The sequence below is a fragment of the Winogradskyella haliclonae genome (assembly GCF_014635865.1).
In the GTDB taxonomy this organism is placed as follows: Bacteria; Bacteroidota; Bacteroidia; order Flavobacteriales; family Flavobacteriaceae; genus Winogradskyella; species Winogradskyella haliclonae.
The window spans coordinates 1,630,688-1,649,195 of sequence record NZ_BMDQ01000001.1 but is presented as its reverse complement, the minus strand read 5'-3'; the positions used below and the strand labels follow the sequence as shown (position 1 = coordinate 1,649,195).

Below are 18,508 nucleotides of genomic sequence, written 5' to 3'. Positions count from 1 at the left end.
AAGAATTTATGCGCGAAGCATCTTTCGTCAAGCAAAATAAGGAAAAATGGATTGTATTTGAAAAAGCATTAGATAATAATGTAAAAATAAATCCTGATGATTTAGCTTCTTACTACATACAACTCACTAATGATTTGTCTTATGCGCAAACCTATTATCCTGAAAGTAAAACCCTACTTTACCTAAACTCCTTAGCTTCGCAGGCGCACCAAAAAATTTACATCACTAAAAAAGAATCAAAGAATAAAATTGTTTCGTTTTGGAGAGATGAGTTTCCATTGTTCTTTAGACAATATCATAAAACATTATTGCATACATTTTTAATATTTATGGCAGCTGTAATCATTGGTGCTGTATCTACTTTAAACGACGATTCTTTTGTGAGATTAATTCTCGGCGATGGTTATGTAAATATGACTATCGAGAATATCGAAAAGGGAGAACCTATGGCTGTTTACAAAAGTGGAAGTAATATCGGTTCGTTTTTAGGCATTACCATAAACAATATTAGAGTAGCTATTATCGCTTTTGCTTTTGGTGTGTTTTTTAGTGTTGGCACCATTTATGTCTTATTCAGTAATGGTATAATGCTTGGGGCTTTTATTACATTTTTCTACAACTATGGCATTCTAGAAAAAACTTCTACCGTTTGGCTACATGGCACTATAGAGATTTCGGTTATTGTAATTGCAGGTTGCGCAGGCATAGTTATGGGAAATAGTTTTTTGTTTCCTAAAACCTATTCACGTCGTATTGCTTTTATGAAGGGTGCTAAAGATGGCTTAAAAATTGTCGTGAGTACGATTCCGTTTTTTATTATTGCAGGTTTTATCGAAGGGTTTATCACACGCTATGGAGAGCAAATGCCTTGGCCAATTGCTTATGGTATTATATTACTGTCATTATTTATCATCATCTATTACTATATCGTTTATCCGATAGTACTCAACAGAGCTATAAATAGAAATGTCCCTAAACTACAACTCGCGTGAAACAAACATATATAGAATTTAGAAACCGCAGTGGTTTTGGAGACATTATTAATAATTACTTCTTATTCCTAAAATATAATTTTAAGCATTACAGCATGTTATATCTTAGGTATAACGCCGTTAGTATTGTCTTAACGATTGTGGCTGCTTACTTATTAGTCACAGGTTTTATGGGGTTAGCCAGCCGTGATTTTAGATTTGGAATGGGGAACAACTTAGATACTGAAAGTTACTTTTTTGCTGGTGCTATAATTTTGTTTTTAATTGTATTTATCACGTCCCTAATTAATTATAGTTTTTCGAGTTCTTATATGGCGCAGTATGTAAATACTGGTGGTAATATAGAATCCAAATCTATCTGGAAGCAGATATTAAAAAATATTGGAGCCATAATTATCTTAATTATCGTAGGGGTACTTATGTATATTGCTTATTTGATAATTTCACTAATGCTAGCTATGATTCCACTCTTAGGCTTTATAGCACAATACGGTATAAGCTTTACCCTATCAGCAATTTTTGGCCTCACTTTTATGTCTATGTTTTCTAAAAATAATGGCTTTAGTGATGCCATTTCTGAAGGTTTTAATTTCACATTTGCTAATTTTCTAAAAGTCATTGGCTTTGGATTAGTTATTGGTATCCTTAATCTTATGATTACAGCTCTTATTCTTGCAATACCTGGGTTCATTATTGGTATATATACCTATTTTTCAGTAGAAAGTAACGCAGATTTAATTGGCAGCACATTTACTACTCTTGTTTTTACCTTTGGCTTTGCTATTTTCATTTTATCATTTATATACACACAAGCCTTAAGTCAAATAGCCTTTGGTGTCCTATATTATAATTTGTTTGAATTAAAGCACAACACTTTTCTCCAAGAAAAAATTAATCAAATCGGTATTAATGAATAGTCTAAAAACTAAATACATTACCGCTTTAGGTTTAGTTTCTTCAATAGCTTTGAGCGCACAAGAATCCGTAAAGGAAGTTGCCCTAGATTCTTCAAGTATAGATATTACACCTTTTAAAGAAGGTCTTTCAGAACGTTACTCAGGTAACGACTTTAACTATTCAATAAATGATACAGGCGGTGTTAATCTAGTTCAGCAAGTATTACGAAAGTTTTTTGGATGGCTTCGAGATTTGTTTGGTATAGATATTAGTTATATAAATTACAAAACATTAGAATACATTATCTATGGCCTTTTAGGCTGTGGTGTCCTTTATCTACTGATTAAATTTCTTTTAGAAAACCCTGTAAGTTCTGTTTTTAAAACTGAAAACAAAACAATTGATGGCTTTAATTATATTGAAGAAAATATTGAAACCATTGATTTTGATACGCTCATTAGTAATGCCCTAAAAGAAAACAATTTTAGACTAGCGACACGTTATATGTACCTAAAATCTTTAAAAGCATTAAGTGCTAAAGGTGTTATAGAATGGCATTTTGACAAAACTAATAACGATTATCTGCGCGAAATAAAAGATAACCAAGTTAAGTCTCTATTTAAACGTGCCTCATACATATACGATTATGTTTGGTATGGCGAGTTTCCTATTAATGAAACTGATTTTAATCAAAATAAAAACGACTTTAATCAACTCATAAAACTTAAGTCTAATGGATAAACGCTCAAAAATTGCATTGTATGTTATTTCAGCGGTTATCTTATTAATGATGATTGCTGAAGTCACAAAGCCAAAACCCCTAAATTGGCGTGACTCCTACTCCGCTGCAGATAAAATTCCTTTAGGTTGTTACGTGCTATTTAATGAACTTAAAACCTTTAGTGATGGTGATGTTTTAGAAAATACCGAATCTATTTTCTTATACCTTAATAACAAAGAAATCTCCGACAAAAAGCAATCTCTCTTCATTATCAATGGATATGTAGGACTTACTGAACAAGATGCAGATGCCTTAATGGATTTTGTAGACGATGGAAATAGCGTTTTTTTAAGCAGCAAGACGTTATATGGCAATTTAGCAGATACATTAAATTTAAATATAAAGATGGATTATTCTGGTTTGTTAAAAGAACCAGCAAATAATGAATTTACTAGTCCAAGTCAAGAGGAGAGTAATCGTCTCTTTGAAGATGTCATCGAAAATGCTTACATCACATCAGTAGATACATTAAACACAACTATTTTGGGAACAATGTCTATTGAAGACGAAGATGAATCACATCCAAATTTTATCAAGACTAAATTTGGTGAAAACGGTGGCGCTTTCTATATACATACCAATCCATATGCTTTTACTAATTACCATATTTTGAATGGCAACGAAGATTATACTGCAACAGTATTATCCTACTTACCTAAGCAACAAATCATTTGGGACAATTATTATAAAAGTGGTCGAAAAATAATCACTAGTCCTTTGCGATATATTTTAGCTAGTCCAGCACTAAAATGGGCATTTTATATTAGCATGTTTAGCTTAATTTTATTTGTGATTTTTAAAGGAAAGCGTACACAAAGAATTATACCTGTTGTAGAAAAGTTAGAAAACACTACTGTAGAGTTTACTCAAACCATAGGAGAGCTCTACTACCAACACGGAGACTTTACTAATATCATTTCAAAAAAGATTCAGTACTTCTTAGAATTTGTACGAACAAAATATTTTTTAGATACCAATAATCTCAACGCAAGTTTTATTGAAAAACTCGCACTAAAATCAGCTAACACAAAAGAAGATTCTAAAGCTATTGTTGACTATTTATTATATCTAAAATCCAAAACTTTTCATACTGAAACAGAACTTGTAGAATTGAATAAAAAAATTGAAACATTTACGAAAAATAATTTCTAATGGAAGAACAAAATACATCACCAGAAGCTGAGAATACAAAACCGCAGCAAGAAGAAACAATAGCTCAAAATAATGAGCAACAGCAAGACGCACAAACTTTTGAAAGTCGTATCGACCTCAAACCACTTCAAGATAGTGTTAAGCACATTAAAAACGAAATAGCAAAAATTATAGTAGGTCAAAACGAAATGATAGAGCTACTCATTATTTCTATTCTTACTAACGGTCACGCATTAATAGAAGGTGTTCCTGGTGTTGCTAAAACAGTTACTGCAAAACTGTTAGCAAAAACTATGGCTGTAGATTTTAGTCGCATACAATTTACACCAGATTTAATGCCTAGTGATATTTTAGGAACTTCTGTTTTTAATGTCAAAACCAATGATTTTGAATACAAAAAGGGGCCTATTTTCTCTAACATAGTTCTTATCGATGAGATTAATAGAGCTCCAGCAAAAACGCAAGCTGCACTTTTTGAAGTGATGGCAGAACGACAAATAACTATGGATGGTACAGAATACAAAATGTCAGCACCTTTCTTGGTATTTGCGACACAAAACCCAATAGAACAAGAAGGGACATATCGCTTACCCGAAGCACAATTAGACCGTTTCTTATTTAAGATTAATGTAGACTACCCTACTTTAGAAAATGAGGTTCAGATTTTAACAGACAATCATAGCCGTCAAGACAAAATGGATTTTGATAGTATTGCCGCTGTACTGTCTTCAGAAAATATTATAAACTACCAACAGCTTATCAAACAAGTTGTCGTAGAAGATAATTTATTGAATTACATTGCCTCTATTGTTCATAATACCAGAACCAATGCCAACTTGTATCTTGGCGCTTCTCCGAGAGCATCTTTGGCTATTTTAAATGCATCTAAAGCAAATGCAGCAATCAATGGTCGTGATTTTGTAACACCAGATGATATTAAGCGCTGTACAAAAGCTGTTTTACAACACAGATTAGTATTAACACCTGAAAGAGAAATGGAAGCCTTCACAGTAGATAAAGTTGTAGATCAAATACTTGAAACAATTGAGATTCCTAGATAGTGAAACGTTTGTTTAAACATACCTATTTAACTTCCCGCTTTTTTACAATAGTTGGTATATTAGTTGGCCTTTATATTATAGCCTACCTATTCCCTGGATTATTCGCTATTGTAAAAATGCTATTCTATGTTGCATTAGCTTTGGTCGTTATAGACTTGATTTTATTGTATAAACAAAAAGGAATTAATGCCATTCGAATATTACCCGAGAAACTTAGTAATGGTGATGATAATCCAATAGAAATTACATTAAACAATAGTTACAATTACAATGCTGAACTCTTACTCATTGACGAACTACCGTTTCAATACCAAAAACGTGATTTTGAAATTGAAACCTATTTAAAAGCCCAAGAAAAAAAGAAGATTACATATACGCTTAGACCATTAGAACGTGGTGAATACTATTTTGGCAACCTGAACATTTATGTAAACACGCCTATAAAATTAGTCACACGAAGATTTCAATTTGGTAAAGATGCTATGGTACCCAATTATCCATCTTTTTTACAGTTACGTAAGTTTATGCTTTTAGCTTTTTCTAATAAGTTATTTGAATATGGTCTTAAAAAAATAAGACGTATTGGACATACTATGGAATTTGAGCAGATCAAAGACTATGTCATGGGCGATGATATAAGAAACATTAATTGGAAAGCCACAGCAAAGCGTAACCAATTAATGGTAAATCAGTTTCAAGACGAACGCTCTCAACCAATTTACAGTGTTATTGATAAAGGGCGCGCCATGAAAATGCCTTTTAAAGGCTTAAACCTATTAGACTATGCCATTAATGCCACATTGGTAATTAGTAATGTTGCCTTAAAAAAGCAAGATAAAGCTGGAATGTTTACTTTTTCTCGTAAGGTGGAAAATAGAGTTATTGCAGAGCGGCGACCTTCGCAAATGAATAACATTTTAGAGACACTTTATAATGTAGATACAGATTTCTCTGAGTCTGACTTTGCAAGACTCTATGTAGATGTTAAACGAAGTATAACACAACGAAGCTTATTATTACTGTATACAAATTTTGAAACTTTAGACGCCTTACATCGCCAATTACCATATTTGCAAGCTATTGCAAAAAATCATCTATTAGTGGTTATCTTTTTTGAAAATACCGAGCTACATCAGCTTACAAAAGATAAGGCCGAAACAACATATCAAATTTTTCAAAAAACAATTGCCGAAAAATTTATCTATGAAAAAAAGCTTATTGTCAATGAGTTACATAAATATGGCATACAAACTATCTTAACGGCTCCAGAGCATTTAACAGTGAATACAATTAACAAGTATTTAGAGATTAAAGCCAGAGGTTTATTATAGAAATAGACAGACTTGTCTATTTTTGTAGAATTTGCTTATATTTGTAAAATGAAACGTGCTTTAGTTAAACAACATATTATAGAAACAGCTTCTAATTTGTTTTATAAAAACGGCTATAATCGTACCGGAATAAATGAAATAATTAAAGAAGCAAATATTGCAAAGGCAACACTTTACAATCATTTTAAGTCTAAGGAAGATATTTGTATTGCCTATTTAAAGTACAAAAATCAAGGTTTTACAGAAGATTTAAAAACATTTATAAATGCTAAAACCATTGGTAAACAAAAGTTATTAGGCCTTTTTGATTTTCTTCAATCATTCTACAGCTCCAAGGAATTTAATGGCTGTTGGTGCATTAATACAGTGTCTGAGATTCCAAAATCTAATGTTGCCATTAGAAACGAAATAGTAGCTCAAAAAGAGGCATTGATAGAATTTATAAGTGATCTAGTTCAAGACAATTTAAAAGGGTATACAAAAGATGAAAGCTTTAAAATAGCTAAACAAATATTCATTTTATATGAAGGTGCTATTTCAGAAAGTCATTTGCAAGACAATCCATGGCCAATACAATCGGCTAAATCTATTTGCGAACAACTAATATAAAAAAAATTTACTTTAATAAAGACTGACTTGTCTGTCTATTTACTAATTTTAAAACAAATAATAAATGAAACCATTTGAAAACAAAACTGCTCTTATAATTGGAGGAACTAGTGGCATAGGTTACGCCACAGCTAAACAACTATTAAAAAACGGTGCAACCGTACACATTGTAGGAAGAAACCCTGACAAAATTGAAGATCAATCAAATTTACTGAAGCATAAAATAGACATAACCAATGCTGATGATATAGATGCATTATCAAAAAAAATTGAAAGCTTAGATAAACTGGATTATTTAGTAAATGCTTCAGGTATTTTTGGTCCTAAATCATTTCTTGATCATACAAAAAAAGATTATGATTCTTATCTAGACCTAAACAGAGGTTTCTTTTTTGCAACACAATCGAGTGCTAAAAAAATGAAAGAAACTAACGGTGGTGCTATAGTTAATGTAGGCTCTATGTGGGCAAAACAAGCAGTTAAAGCAACGCCTTCATCTGCATATTCTATGCAAAAAGCAGGATTACATTCTTTGACTCAACACCTAGCTATGGAACTATCCGAGCATAACATTAGAGTAAATGCTGTATCTCCTGCAGTCGTAAGTACTCCAGTATATCATAGTGTATTTGGAGGTAAAGCTGAAGCAGAAAAGGCATTAGAAGGTTTTAATAACTTTCATCCTATTGGAAGAAACGGAACAGCTCAAGATGTAGCAGAAAGTATCACATTTCTATTATCTGATAAAGCATCATGGGTAACAGGAGCTATATGGGATACCGATGGAGGCGTTATGGCTGGGCGAAATTAAACATCACCTATATAAGATTTAGAAGCATTAATTTCATTGAAGTTGATGCTTTTTACATTTCATCATAGAAAAATTACAATTCGGTAAGTAAGATTATTTTCAGCTTGAATTTTATTGGATATTTGAATCATCAATAACACATAAACCATAAAAATCATTCAATCATGAAAAATTTAATTTTAACAATCGCCTTTGTATTTTCCTCATTATTAACCATCGCTCAAGAAGGTATTACCATTACTGTAACTGTAGATAATGTTGCCAATAATAATGGTGTTGTATCCATGGCTTTACATACAGAAAGCACTTTTATGAAGGCTGCTCCTATACAAGGAAAAACTTCAAAAATTGAAAACAATAAAGTAACAATCACTTTTGAAAACGTAACACCTGGAGAATACGCAGTATTAGGAAGTCATGATGCTAATAACAATGGCAAAATGGACTTCAGAGAAAATGGAATGCCACTAGAAGCTTACGGCGCATCTAACAATGTTATGAACTTTGGACCTCCACAGTTTTCCGATGCTAAATTTACTGTAGCAGATAAAGATTTAGAACTCAACATCAGATTCTAAAAAATACAACTCATCAATCATCATTTAAAAGCTGCAATAATTTGCGGCTTTTTTGTGCAATAGTTAAAATGAATAGTTTTTACTATTTTTATAGTCTAAATAAATACTTATGACTATTACACAACTTAAATATACGCTAGCAATAGCAGAGCATAAAAACTTTACCAAAGCGGCTGAAAAATGTTTTGTAACTCAACCGACCTTGAGTACACAAATACAAAAATTGGAAGATGAACTGGATGTTATCATTTTTGATAGAGGAAAAAAACCAATAGAACTTACTGATGTAGGTCGAAAAATAGTATTTCAAGCACGTAACATTGTTAATGAAGCTGAACGTATTCAAGATATAGTAGATCAGCAAAAAGGGTTTATAGGCGGTGAGTTCAGGCTAGGTATTATTCCAACAGTTATGCCAACGCTATTGCCTATGTTTCTAAAGAATTTTATTAAAAAACACCCAAAAGTAAAGCTCAAAATCGAAGAGCTTACTACAGAAGAAATATTAACACGTATTAATGAAGGGCACTTAGATGCTGCTATTGCTGCTACTCCTCTAGAAAATGAAACTATAAAAGAACGTGTACTTTACTACGAACCTTTTGTAGCTTACATTCCTGATAATCATAGACTAAAAGATAAAAAGACTATCGAGGTATCTGATTTAGAAATAGAAGACATGCTCTTATTGGAAGACGGGCATTGTTTTAGAGATGGTGTTATTAATCTTTGTAAAACATTTAAAGACCAAGCTGAAGATAGCTTTCAATTGGAAAGCGGTAGTATCGAGACACTTATAAAGTTATCAAACGAAGGCTTAGGTATGACACTTCTTCCCTATTTACATACATTAGATTTTAGAGAAAAACTAAGTCCAAATCTAAGGCACTTTACTGAACCTTCTCCTGCAAGAGAAGTTAGTATTATCTATCACAAGAGCGAGCTTAAAATGCAAATTATAGATGCAATGCATAATGTGATTTCTGGTATCATAAGAGGTGCAATTGCTTTTCAAAATGTTGAAATTATAAGTCCTTTATCTAAATAATAGAATAAAAAAAGCGCAGCTAAGTTAAACTTCAACTGCGCTTCATTTTTAGTATATCGTCTTTATATTAAAAAGCGTATTGCAATCCTAGAGTTATTGTTTCTTTAGTTTCCAATTGCACACCATTAACATCTTGATAAATTGGTAATGCAAACTCAAAGCCTAAACGAAAGTCTTTAAATGCTCCTTTTGGTGCATAAAGATTAAAACCTAAACCTGAGTTAATAAAATTTGCTCCTGAATTATCAGTGTCAGCTGTAATTACCATGTTTGGGTTTAAATCAGGATTTACGCCGCTGATTTTTCCAACTATGGCGCCTTCCAATCTAGCAGAAAAACTTAACCAATCTGTAGCTTTTACAGCAAACCAATTATTAAAACTTATACGATTTCCTAATCTATAATTGTTATTGTTATCTCCTAACCTAAATAACCATCTAAGCTGAGAACCAAAAGATAGATTTTCTCCTTGAGTCAAATACGTTAAAGCCAATTCTGGATCTATTGTACCACTGCCAATTTGCATTGGATAAGGCAATATAACTTCTACCCCACTAGAAGCCGGAGTTATATCTTTATTTTCTATAGTACCTGTTGGAAATGACACTCCTATTTGCCCATGTAATTGTTGCCTTTTAGCATTAAAAAAGCGATACATCACAGCAAGTTTTGTATCTCCAAATCCTTTAGACTTAGTCACAAATGTACCGCCCATTCCTGTTAGGTGGTCCATTTCCATATCAATATAGTTTAACATAGCCATGAGTGTAACCTTATCACTAGGTGCATACATAGCACCCAACATATGCATACCCATTGGCATACTTGTTGGTGTTACCATATAATTTCCTCCATTAGGAACTAAAACATCAGCAAAAGCTTCATCATCAGAGCCACGTTTTAAATCTTCCATATTCATATACATGTATCGATAAGAAAACATCCAACCGCCTTTGTTATGCATATGATCTCCCATTACAGATATAGGCGCATGCCCATCTGGTCTATTTGTCTTTAAGAATTCTATATTCTCGTCTGTATTTTCTTTAGTTTGTGCGCATAGCACCATTGATGCCATTAAAAAAATGGCATAGATATATTGCTTCATTACGTATTATTTAGAATGAATTATTGATTTATAAATTTTTAAGCTGAAACAGCTTGCCCTAATTAGATTAAGGTTTCTGGCGGATGAAACGAGTTATAAATCAATTGAAATTGAATAACATTTAAATGTCTCCAATTCTCTTTTTTAGGTATACTAGTTGAATTACGAAATTTCTGTTTCTCGCAATCTTGAAAATATAAAGGGTAAAAAGACTCATGTATTAAAGCCATCTGCTTTTCTGGCACCTCTGTGTCCGATGCAGACACATCTACAGATTTAGCTAAATGACACTTTCCATTACATTGCAGTTTGGGTTTGTCTACATTTACACAATACGTCTCTATAATGTAATCTATGTTAAGTTGGTAGTAAAGAACATTTCCGACGAAGCAAATAGGTCTTAAAGCAAAGGCCAGAAATAAGATATATACCATTAATTTCTTCAAGGAAAAAAATTTTCGCAAAAATAGTCTATGAAACTAAAAAAAGCGACTCATAAGTCGCTTTTTTTTATGCTTTAAGATAAACCAAACATTGGTTTAATTCTGGGTTTTGATGTATTAAACTTTGAATAAATATTCGCAATTCCTCTAATTCGTATGGTAATAGGCGTTTTACTGCTTTTTCAACTTCTTTACAGAAAAGTGTGGCATCAAAACTCACCTTACTGAGTACAGTTTTCGTGTACTCGAACATTGCTCTCGCCATAGTTATAATGGGGGTTTTTAGTTAAACGAAAGGTAGTTTTAATTCAATAGGCTATTTTTTAATAATACTTAAATTTAGAAAAAAAATAGTTTAGTTTAATTTTTAGATCTAAAAATTAACAGCTTCTTATGTTAAAAAAATCCGATTAACGAAAATTAAAATCGATTATCTCCATCTAATAAATCTCCTAAACCTCCTAAAATACTACCTTCTCCTCTACCTTTACCACCTGCTTTTGGAGCAGAAGCAATAACACGGTCAGCTAATCTACTAAATGGTAACGATTGGATATAAACTTTTCCAGGCCCTTCTAACTTTGCAAAAAACAGACCTTCTCCACCAAAAATTGAATTTTTGATACCACCTACAAATTCAATATCATAATCTATATCTTGAGTAAAACCTACAATACACCCGGTATCGACACGCATAATTTCACCAGCTTCAAGTGTGCGCTCAGCCATAGTGCCTCCAGCATGGACAAATGCCATACCATCACCTTCTAACTTTTGCATAATAAAGCCTTCACCTCCAAATAAACCTCTTCCTAATTTTTTGGAAAACTCAATACCTATACCTACACCCTTTGCTGCACATAAGAAAGCATCTTTTTGGCATATAAACTTGCCTCCAAATTCTGTTAAATCAATTGGTATAATTTTTCCTGGATATGGTGATGCAAATGATACATTGCGTTTACCTACAAGGTCATTGTAAAATGCAGTCATAAATAAACTCTCACCTGTAAGAATACGTTTTCCTGCACCTAATATCTTACCTAAAAAGCCTTTGTCTTTTTGCGAACCGTCTCCAAAAATAGTATCCATTTTTATCCCATCATCCATCATCATAAAACTTCCAGATTCAGCAATAACGCCTTCTTGCGGGTCTAGTTCTATTTCTACATATTGCATTTCTTCTCCGTAAATGCGGTAATCTATTTCGTGTGCTGTCATTTTATTGATTGTTTTTTTTGTTGATTTACTTATATGTTGGATAGATAATAGTTTTGTTACAAGTTATTATCAAAAGTATTAACACTTTACTTTAAGCGTCCATTCAAAATTAAAATCAGATACTTGTACTCCTTCTTTATTAATACCTTTAGCATTTAACCAAACGGTTTGACCTTCTTTAGTATCAATAGCATTAGCAATAGCCTCATCAATTTTATAACCCTCATTACATTCAAAAGTAATTCTTCCTGTGGCTTTCTTTGTAAATGATGCATTGTTATTAGCCACTAACATTGATATTTTTTGACCACTATCACTAATCTTTTTCATTACTAAAGCACCAGTAGTAAGTTCAGCTGCCATGCCCTGTACAGCCCAAAACATTGAGTTAAATGGATTTTGATTAATCCAACGATGCTTTACACTAACCGTACATTTATTATAATCTAAATACTTAGTTCTTACGCCTGTAAAATATGCTGCTGGCAATTTGAATAATAAAAAGGAATTTAATTTTCGTGGTGATATTTTCATAATGAAACCTAATGAATTATAAGTTATAAATATATCACATTGGCAATAACTAGTTATTACCGAAGTTCACATTTTATTAAAAAAGTAGGTGTTATTACGTCTTAACTGTTATATCAATAGACGATAATCAATCATTATGAAGTTTATATATATTCTCGCTATAGCATTTCTACTCTTCTTAGTATATAAACTACGTGAATATTTATACTTGAGGAATCTCTAAATAGTTTTGACTCTAGTTTACAATATTTTTATTTACCAAATCATCTCTTCATAAAGCACCCATAATAACTGTATGATTTCACTTATTTAAGCAACATATTTACGTACTTTAATATGTTAATAAATTGTTAATTTTTAGTACTATGTTTTGCATAATACCTTTTTTTGGATATATATTTGCATAAGAAACTATTATATAATTTTGTAAAATGACAACAGAGCATCATAAAAACATAGCAACTTTTATACATTTATCTACTTTTTCAAGATTTCTAATCCCTTTTGGAAATTTTATAGGTCCTATTGTATTATGGATAACTAATAAAGATAAATCAGACTTTGTTGATAAACATGGTAAACAAGCCATTAATTTTCAGATTAGTATTCTTTTATATGCCCTAATTATTGGTACAATTAGTATCCCATTTTTCATTTTTAAAGTCTTTAACGGTATCGACTTTATAGATTTCAATGGGTTTTACGATTTTCATATTAATATAGTAAGACCTTCTCCGCTACTATACATAACTGGTGGCATAGGTATCATTGCTTTTCTTGGGTTTTTAATAGAGTTAGCGCTTATTGTAAAAGCTAGTATATCTGCTAGAGATGGAAAAGACTATAATTATCCGCTTACAATCAATTTTTTAAAATAATATATGCTGGATTATTTCAGCCAATCATCAATCAAATCAATCAAAAAATGAACAGTTTATTAAATGTTAATCTCATAAAAGTATGAAGATAGAAAACACAAAAGCACAAATGCGTAAAGGCGTTTTAGAATACTGCATTTTATCCATCTTAAAAGATGATGATGCATACGTTGCAGAAATTCTTGGTACGCTTAAAGACGCAAAAATGCTTGTTGTAGAAGGAACAATATATCCGCTATTGACAAGATTAAAAAACGCAGGGCTTCTCAATTATCGCTGGGAAGAATCCACTTCTGGGCCACCAAGAAAGTATTATGGTCTTACAGAAACAGGAAAGCTATTCCTTAAAGAATTAAACACGACTTGGAGTGAATTACAAAATGCAGTAAACCTAGTAACACGTACAAAAACTACAAAAAAATGAATAAAACAGTCAATATAAATTTAGCAGGGGTATTCTTCCATATAGACGAAGACGCATATCTTAAGTTATCGCGCTATCTTGAGGCTATAAAACGTTCATTTACAGACTCTCAAGGTCGTTCAGAAATCATATCAGATATAGAAGCACGTATCGCTGAACTTTTTAGTGAGCGTATACAAAACGATAAACAAGTTGTAGGCATAAAACTCGTTGACGAGGTTATTACAATCATGGGACAACCAGAAGATTATTTGGTTGACGATGAAATTTTTGAAGATGAACCTCAGCACAAAAAACAAAGACAAACCAAAAGCGGACCAAGCAAAAAACTATACCGTGATACGGACAACTCTTATATAGGCGGAGTAGCAGCTGGTCTTAGCCACTATTTAGGTATAGATATGGTCTGGGTACGCTTACTTTGGGCATTATTTGCTTTACTCTCTGGTGGTACCTTCATTTTAATCTATCTCATCTTCTGGGCTTTAGTCCCAGAAGCTGGCACAACGGCCGAAAAGCTAACCATGACTGGTGAGCCAGTAAATATTAGCAACATCGAAAAAAAAATTAAAGACGGTATTGATGTTGTATCCGAGAAGGTTAAAAATGTAGACTTTAAAAAACACGGAGACAATATTAAAGAAGGTTTTGAAAACGTCGCTGACAATATCTCTGAAACTGTAAAAAGTGTCGATTTTGAAAAGCAAGGTAATCGCTTAAAAAACAAATCACGAAATTTTTTTGAAACTATAGGAGACATCGTCATGTTCTTTCTTAAAGTCTTTGCTAAGTTCTTTGGGATTATAATGATTATTACAGGTATAAGCGCCTTATTAGGACTTCTTATTGCTTTCTTTACTATAGGAATTACAGATGCTGTACACTTTCCAGGAATGGATTTTGTAGATGCAGCTAATACTGCTAATGTTCCTATTTGGTTAATGTCCCTTCTGCTATTTTTTGCTGTAGGAATACCATTTTTCTTTTTATTTTATCTAGGCTTAAAAATCTTAGTAAATAACTTAAAATCTATAGGAAATCCAGCAAAATTTACACTCTTAGGATTGTGGATTATTGCTATAATAGGATTAGCGGTTACTGGTATTAAGCAAGTTACTGAACACGCTTTTGACTCAAGAGTTACAGTTAAAGAACAATTAGACATTAGACCAAATGATACTCTAACAGTAAAAATGGTCACTAATGAAAATTACAATAAATATTTCTACAGACACAACAATAGTTACAGTTTAGCTAGAGAAGAAAACGATGACCGCATCATTTATAATTCAGACATAAGACTTATAATAAGGTCTACAGCTGATTCAATAGGCAGAATAGTTATAGAGAAAAGGGCTTCAGGGAGCAACTACGATGTTGCAAAACAAAGAGCTCAAAACATAAATTACAATTACGCATTTAGTAACAACGAATTAAAACTAGATGCATATCTGACCACTAGCTTAGACAATAAATTTAGTGAACAGGAAGTCACAATTATAGTTTATTTACCTGAAGGCTCTATACTTTACGCAGACAATAATACTTATAGTTTTCACAGAAATTCAAGTTATTACAATGACATATTAGATAATGGCATGGAGGAAAAGTATTTAAGAATTATTGAAGATGATGTTATTTGTGAATCTTGCACCGAAGAAGAAACTCAATACGAGACTAGAAACCAAAGAGCTTCTCTAAAAATCAATTCGGATGAAGGTATTGTTATTAAATCTGGTGATAGCGTAAAGCTAAAAATCAGTTCCGATGGCATTAAAGCTAATGGTTCTGATGTTCAAGTTAGAATAGATGACAAAACTGGTGTCGAAATCAAAACAAATAATAACGATAATTAAATGGTCTAGTCGTCAAGACTGGCAATTCAGACCAATCAATCGACAGTTCAGGTATTTAAAGTTTTACCAACCAATCATTTTTTAAATATTTGAACTGTTTTTAAATCATCAATCAAAAAAAACAAATAATCATGAGCACATTAGCAAGAATTATCGCAGTTAGTATAGTTGCATTATTTATGACATCCTGCGTCTTTGATATTAACCTTGGACCTGGTGTTTCTGGAGATGGAAATGTCACCATCGAAACACGTAATATCTCTGACGATTTTGATAAAATAAAAGTAAGTAGAGGCGTAGAAGTTGAATTAACCAAAGGTAATACAGTCTCTCTTAAAGTAGAAGCAGATCAAAACTTACAAGACGTCATTACTACAGAAGTAGATGAAGACAATGGTATTCTTAGAATCTCAACTAACGAAAACATAAAAACATCTACCGCAAAAAAAGTCATCCTAACAGTAAAAGACTTAAACGATATAGAAACAACAAGTGGTGCTTATGTAATATCAGAGAATACATTTGATATGGACAAGCTAACCATCGAATCTACTAGTGGTAGCCATATAGATATTGATGTTATAACCAACAGACTTAAATGCGAATCTACAAGTGGAGCGGGAATTAAAATCAGTGGACGTACTGATGAACTCAATGTCTCTGCTACTAGCGGAAGTTATGTAAGAGCTGGAGATTTAAAAGCAAAAACAACTAGAGTTTCTGCAACAAGTGGTGCAAGTATTACTGTAAATACATCTAAGGAGTTAACAGCTAACGCCACAAGCGGTGGAAGTATTAAATACTCAGGCAATCCAGAAAAAGTAAACAAAAATGACGGTGTTTCTGGTAGTATTAGAAAGCAGTAATAATGGCACGAAGAGTAATATATAGTATTCTTTTATTAATTTCATTAGTAGTCATACTATTCTATTTTGATGTTATATGGAGATCCCCATCTTATTATAAAACTAAAAATAAAGTTGAGCTTGTTAGTCCAATAATGGATATGAAGACTTATATGAAAATAGCTAGTGAACATCGACGACCATACATATTTACACAGAATTCGAAGTCAGGTGGAAAAGTAATTGTAGTAGGCACTAATCATATAAACGATCCTAGCCATAGTCAATTTGACTCAATTAGACACTATTGGAAAGCATATAAACCAACAATTGCGTTGGTAGAAGGTCGACTAGGCTTTTTCTTTAAATGGATTCACAACCCAATCAAAAAATATGGCGAAAGCGGATTAACTACTCAATTAGCTAAAGAAAGTAATATAGATTTATATACTTGGGAACCGTCTAGAGAAGATGAAATTGAAATGTTATCAAAAAAGCATTCAGCAAAGAAACTAGCAATGTTCTATTCATTGAGGCCTTATTTCCAATTACCTGAAGGTGAAAGAAATGAAGAAAATTTACAAGCATTAATAGAAGAACGAACAGATTATAAAAAATTAAAAAACTCAATTTCCCAATGGCAAGAAATTGATAGTATATGGAGAGTAGACTTCCCAGAATTGAATTGGAGAACCTTTAAATCGGGTTATGGTTATCCTGGATATCTCCATGATATATGGAATGATTCAAATCTAGCAAGAAACAAACACATGCTAAATATCATACATGAGCAAGTAAATATGGGAGAGACTGTATTCATAACTATGGGCGCAAGTCACGCTCCAAGAATAGAGAAAGCTCTTAAGAGTATTATATATTAAATCAATCAATAACCAAACTGAACAACAATTCAGTTTAAAAAAACCATCTCAAATACATGACATTGTTTGGGATGGTTTTTGCATATATTTGTTTAGTTAACACATTTTAAACTCAAATAAACATCTGTAACGCCAAAAAAAGCGTATAATTACAAGTAAGATGTTTATTATAAATAAATAATTATGAAACTAAACAGACTCATATATATTCTATTTCTAACATTTGGAATTGTACATTTTAGCAATGCACAATCAAAAGAAAAAATAAAAGGAAATAGAAATGTAACTATCAAACAAACCTACATTGATGATTTTAATGCTTTAATCATTAAAAATAATTTTGATGTAAAAATCGCCTATAACAGTAAAGCCTCAGTAGAAATAGAAACAGATGATAATCTTCATGACGTTATTGATGTTAATGTAAGTGCAGGTATTTTAAGTATTACAACAAATAAGCGTATTACCTCTAAAAAGAAACTCATTATCACCGTAAACTACAGTAATGCCCTTGAAGAAGTAGAACTCTATGACAATGCTGAGTTGCGCTCATTAACATCTATGGAACTTAATGATTTTAAATTAAAAACAGAAAACAACTCAAGAGCATATCTTAACGTTAAGTCTAACAGTTTTAGCTTCACCTCAAGTAACAAATCAAAAAGCAGACTTAATGTAGTTGCAGATAGCACATCCTTTATAATGAGTGATAATAGCAAACTTGACGCTCTAGTTAGTGGTAAAATTTCATCTTTTGACCTTTATCAAAGTGCTGATGCTTCTATAGAAGGTGATGCAGAAACTGCTACATTACGATTCGATAATTCAGCAAACTTTACAGGAAAGAACTACACGATTAAAAATGCAGATCTTTTAATAGAAAGTAATAGTGATGCTACATTAAATATTATAACTTCATTAAAACTCAATGCCTCAGGTAATAGTGAAACTTATATATATGGTGAACCCAAAATAGACTTAGAATTATTTACAGATACTGCCAGACTTCAAAAAAAGAAATTATAAAAAAAGCCGAAGATAATCTTCGGCTTTTTTTA

General features: G+C 32.0%; 21 protein-coding genes. 16 read left to right on the top strand and 5 right to left on the bottom strand.

The features are described 5' to 3' along the window. Positions 1-8 precede the first annotated feature (8 nt). The 10 genes from IEV10_RS07635 to IEV10_RS07590 all read left to right on the top strand — a co-directional run bounded on the left by IEV10_RS07635 (position 9) and on the right by IEV10_RS07590 (position 9,260). Positions 9-992, top strand: coding sequence for a stage II sporulation protein M (locus tag IEV10_RS07635; RefSeq protein WP_188374082.1), 984 nt, complete (start codon positions 9-11; stop codon positions 990-992). Next, positions 989-1,909, top strand: coding sequence for a hypothetical protein (locus IEV10_RS07630; RefSeq protein WP_188374081.1), 921 nt, complete (start codon positions 989-991; stop codon positions 1,907-1,909). The genes IEV10_RS07635 and IEV10_RS07630 overlap by 4 nt, the downstream gene beginning before the upstream one ends. Further along, a complete protein-coding gene (locus IEV10_RS07625) occupies positions 1,902-2,630 on the top strand; it encodes a hypothetical protein (RefSeq protein ID WP_188374080.1) in 729 nt (242 codons plus the stop codon). Before IEV10_RS07630 ends, IEV10_RS07625 begins: the two co-directional genes overlap by 8 nt. Continuing rightward, positions 2,623-3,822: a DUF4350 domain-containing protein gene (locus IEV10_RS07620; protein ID WP_188374079.1), complete on the top strand. Its 1,200-nt coding sequence runs from the start codon at positions 2,623-2,625 to the stop codon at positions 3,820-3,822. The genes IEV10_RS07625 and IEV10_RS07620 overlap by 8 nt, the downstream gene beginning before the upstream one ends. Then, entirely contained in the window at positions 3,822-4,883 is a 1,062-nt protein-coding gene (locus IEV10_RS07615) for an AAA family ATPase (protein ID WP_188374078.1), read from the top strand. The genes IEV10_RS07620 and IEV10_RS07615 overlap by 1 nt, the downstream gene beginning before the upstream one ends. Beyond that, positions 4,883-6,214 (top strand): DUF58 domain-containing protein, encoded by a 1,332-nt coding sequence (locus IEV10_RS07610; RefSeq protein WP_188374077.1) that lies wholly within the window; start codon positions 4,883-4,885, stop codon positions 6,212-6,214. The genes IEV10_RS07615 and IEV10_RS07610 overlap by 1 nt, the downstream gene beginning before the upstream one ends. A gap of 48 nt (positions 6,215-6,262) precedes the next feature. Beyond that, positions 6,263-6,823: a TetR/AcrR family transcriptional regulator gene (locus tag IEV10_RS07605; RefSeq protein ID WP_188374076.1), complete on the top strand. Its 561-nt coding sequence runs from the start codon at positions 6,263-6,265 to the stop codon at positions 6,821-6,823. Positions 6,824-6,887: 64 nt separating this feature from the next. Next, positions 6,888-7,634: an SDR family NAD(P)-dependent oxidoreductase gene (locus IEV10_RS07600; protein WP_188374075.1), complete on the top strand. Its 747-nt coding sequence runs from the start codon at positions 6,888-6,890 to the stop codon at positions 7,632-7,634. A gap of 164 nt (positions 7,635-7,798) precedes the next feature. Beyond that, positions 7,799-8,212 (top strand): DUF2141 domain-containing protein, encoded by a 414-nt coding sequence (locus IEV10_RS07595; RefSeq protein WP_188374074.1) that lies wholly within the window; start codon positions 7,799-7,801, stop codon positions 8,210-8,212. A gap of 109 nt (positions 8,213-8,321) precedes the next feature. After that, complete coding sequence (locus IEV10_RS07590; RefSeq protein ID WP_188374073.1) at positions 8,322-9,260, top strand: LysR substrate-binding domain-containing protein; 939 nt, start codon at positions 8,322-8,324, stop codon at positions 9,258-9,260. 67 nt (positions 9,261-9,327) lie between these two features. Here the strand turns inward: IEV10_RS07590 and IEV10_RS07585 are convergent, their stop codons facing one another. The 5 genes from IEV10_RS07585 to IEV10_RS07565 form a co-directional block, all read right to left on the bottom strand. Then, the gene (locus tag IEV10_RS07585; RefSeq protein ID WP_188374072.1) at positions 9,328-10,368 is read right to left on the bottom strand and encodes a transporter family protein; all 1,041 of its coding nucleotides are present in this window, start codon (positions 10,366-10,368) and stop codon (positions 9,328-9,330) included. Between the two features lie 62 nt (positions 10,369-10,430). Next, on the bottom strand, positions 10,431-10,814 hold the full coding sequence (locus IEV10_RS07580; RefSeq protein WP_188374071.1) for a hypothetical protein: 384 nt from the start codon (positions 10,812-10,814) through the stop codon (positions 10,431-10,433). A gap of 64 nt (positions 10,815-10,878) precedes the next feature. Next, the gene (locus IEV10_RS07575) at positions 10,879-11,076 is read right to left on the bottom strand and encodes a hypothetical protein (RefSeq protein WP_188374070.1); all 198 of its coding nucleotides are present in this window, start codon (positions 11,074-11,076) and stop codon (positions 10,879-10,881) included. 155 nt (positions 11,077-11,231) lie between these two features. After that, a complete protein-coding gene (locus tag IEV10_RS07570; RefSeq protein WP_188374069.1) occupies positions 11,232-12,032 on the bottom strand; it encodes a TIGR00266 family protein in 801 nt (266 codons plus the stop codon). A 78-nt stretch (positions 12,033-12,110) separates the two neighbouring features. Continuing rightward, positions 12,111-12,566, bottom strand: a complete 456-nt coding sequence (locus IEV10_RS07565; protein ID WP_188374068.1) for a DUF4442 domain-containing protein — start codon at positions 12,564-12,566, stop codon at positions 12,111-12,113. A 431-nt stretch (positions 12,567-12,997) separates the two neighbouring features. On the opposite strand from IEV10_RS07565, the gene IEV10_RS07560 reads away from it, so the two are divergent. The 6 genes from IEV10_RS07560 (at position 12,998) to IEV10_RS07535 (ending at position 18,476) form a co-directional block, all read left to right on the top strand. After that, positions 12,998-13,444: a DUF4870 domain-containing protein gene (locus tag IEV10_RS07560; protein ID WP_188374067.1), complete on the top strand. Its 447-nt coding sequence runs from the start codon at positions 12,998-13,000 to the stop codon at positions 13,442-13,444. Between the two features lie 82 nt (positions 13,445-13,526). Then, positions 13,527-13,868, top strand: a complete 342-nt coding sequence (locus tag IEV10_RS07555) for a PadR family transcriptional regulator (RefSeq protein WP_188374066.1) — start codon at positions 13,527-13,529, stop codon at positions 13,866-13,868. Continuing rightward, the gene (locus IEV10_RS07550) at positions 13,865-15,724 is read left to right on the top strand and encodes a PspC domain-containing protein (RefSeq protein WP_188374065.1); all 1,860 of its coding nucleotides are present in this window, start codon (positions 13,865-13,867) and stop codon (positions 15,722-15,724) included. The genes IEV10_RS07555 and IEV10_RS07550 overlap by 4 nt, the downstream gene beginning before the upstream one ends. Before the next feature lie 131 nt (positions 15,725-15,855). After that, a complete protein-coding gene (locus tag IEV10_RS07545; protein WP_188374064.1) occupies positions 15,856-16,590 on the top strand; it encodes a head GIN domain-containing protein in 735 nt (244 codons plus the stop codon). A gap of 2 nt (positions 16,591-16,592) precedes the next feature. Further along, positions 16,593-17,450, top strand: a complete 858-nt coding sequence (locus tag IEV10_RS07540; protein ID WP_188374063.1) for a hypothetical protein — start codon at positions 16,593-16,595, stop codon at positions 17,448-17,450. 183 nt (positions 17,451-17,633) lie between these two features. Next, complete coding sequence (locus IEV10_RS07535) at positions 17,634-18,476, top strand: GIN domain-containing protein (protein ID WP_188374062.1); 843 nt, start codon at positions 17,634-17,636, stop codon at positions 18,474-18,476. Positions 18,477-18,508: the final 32 nt, after the last annotated feature.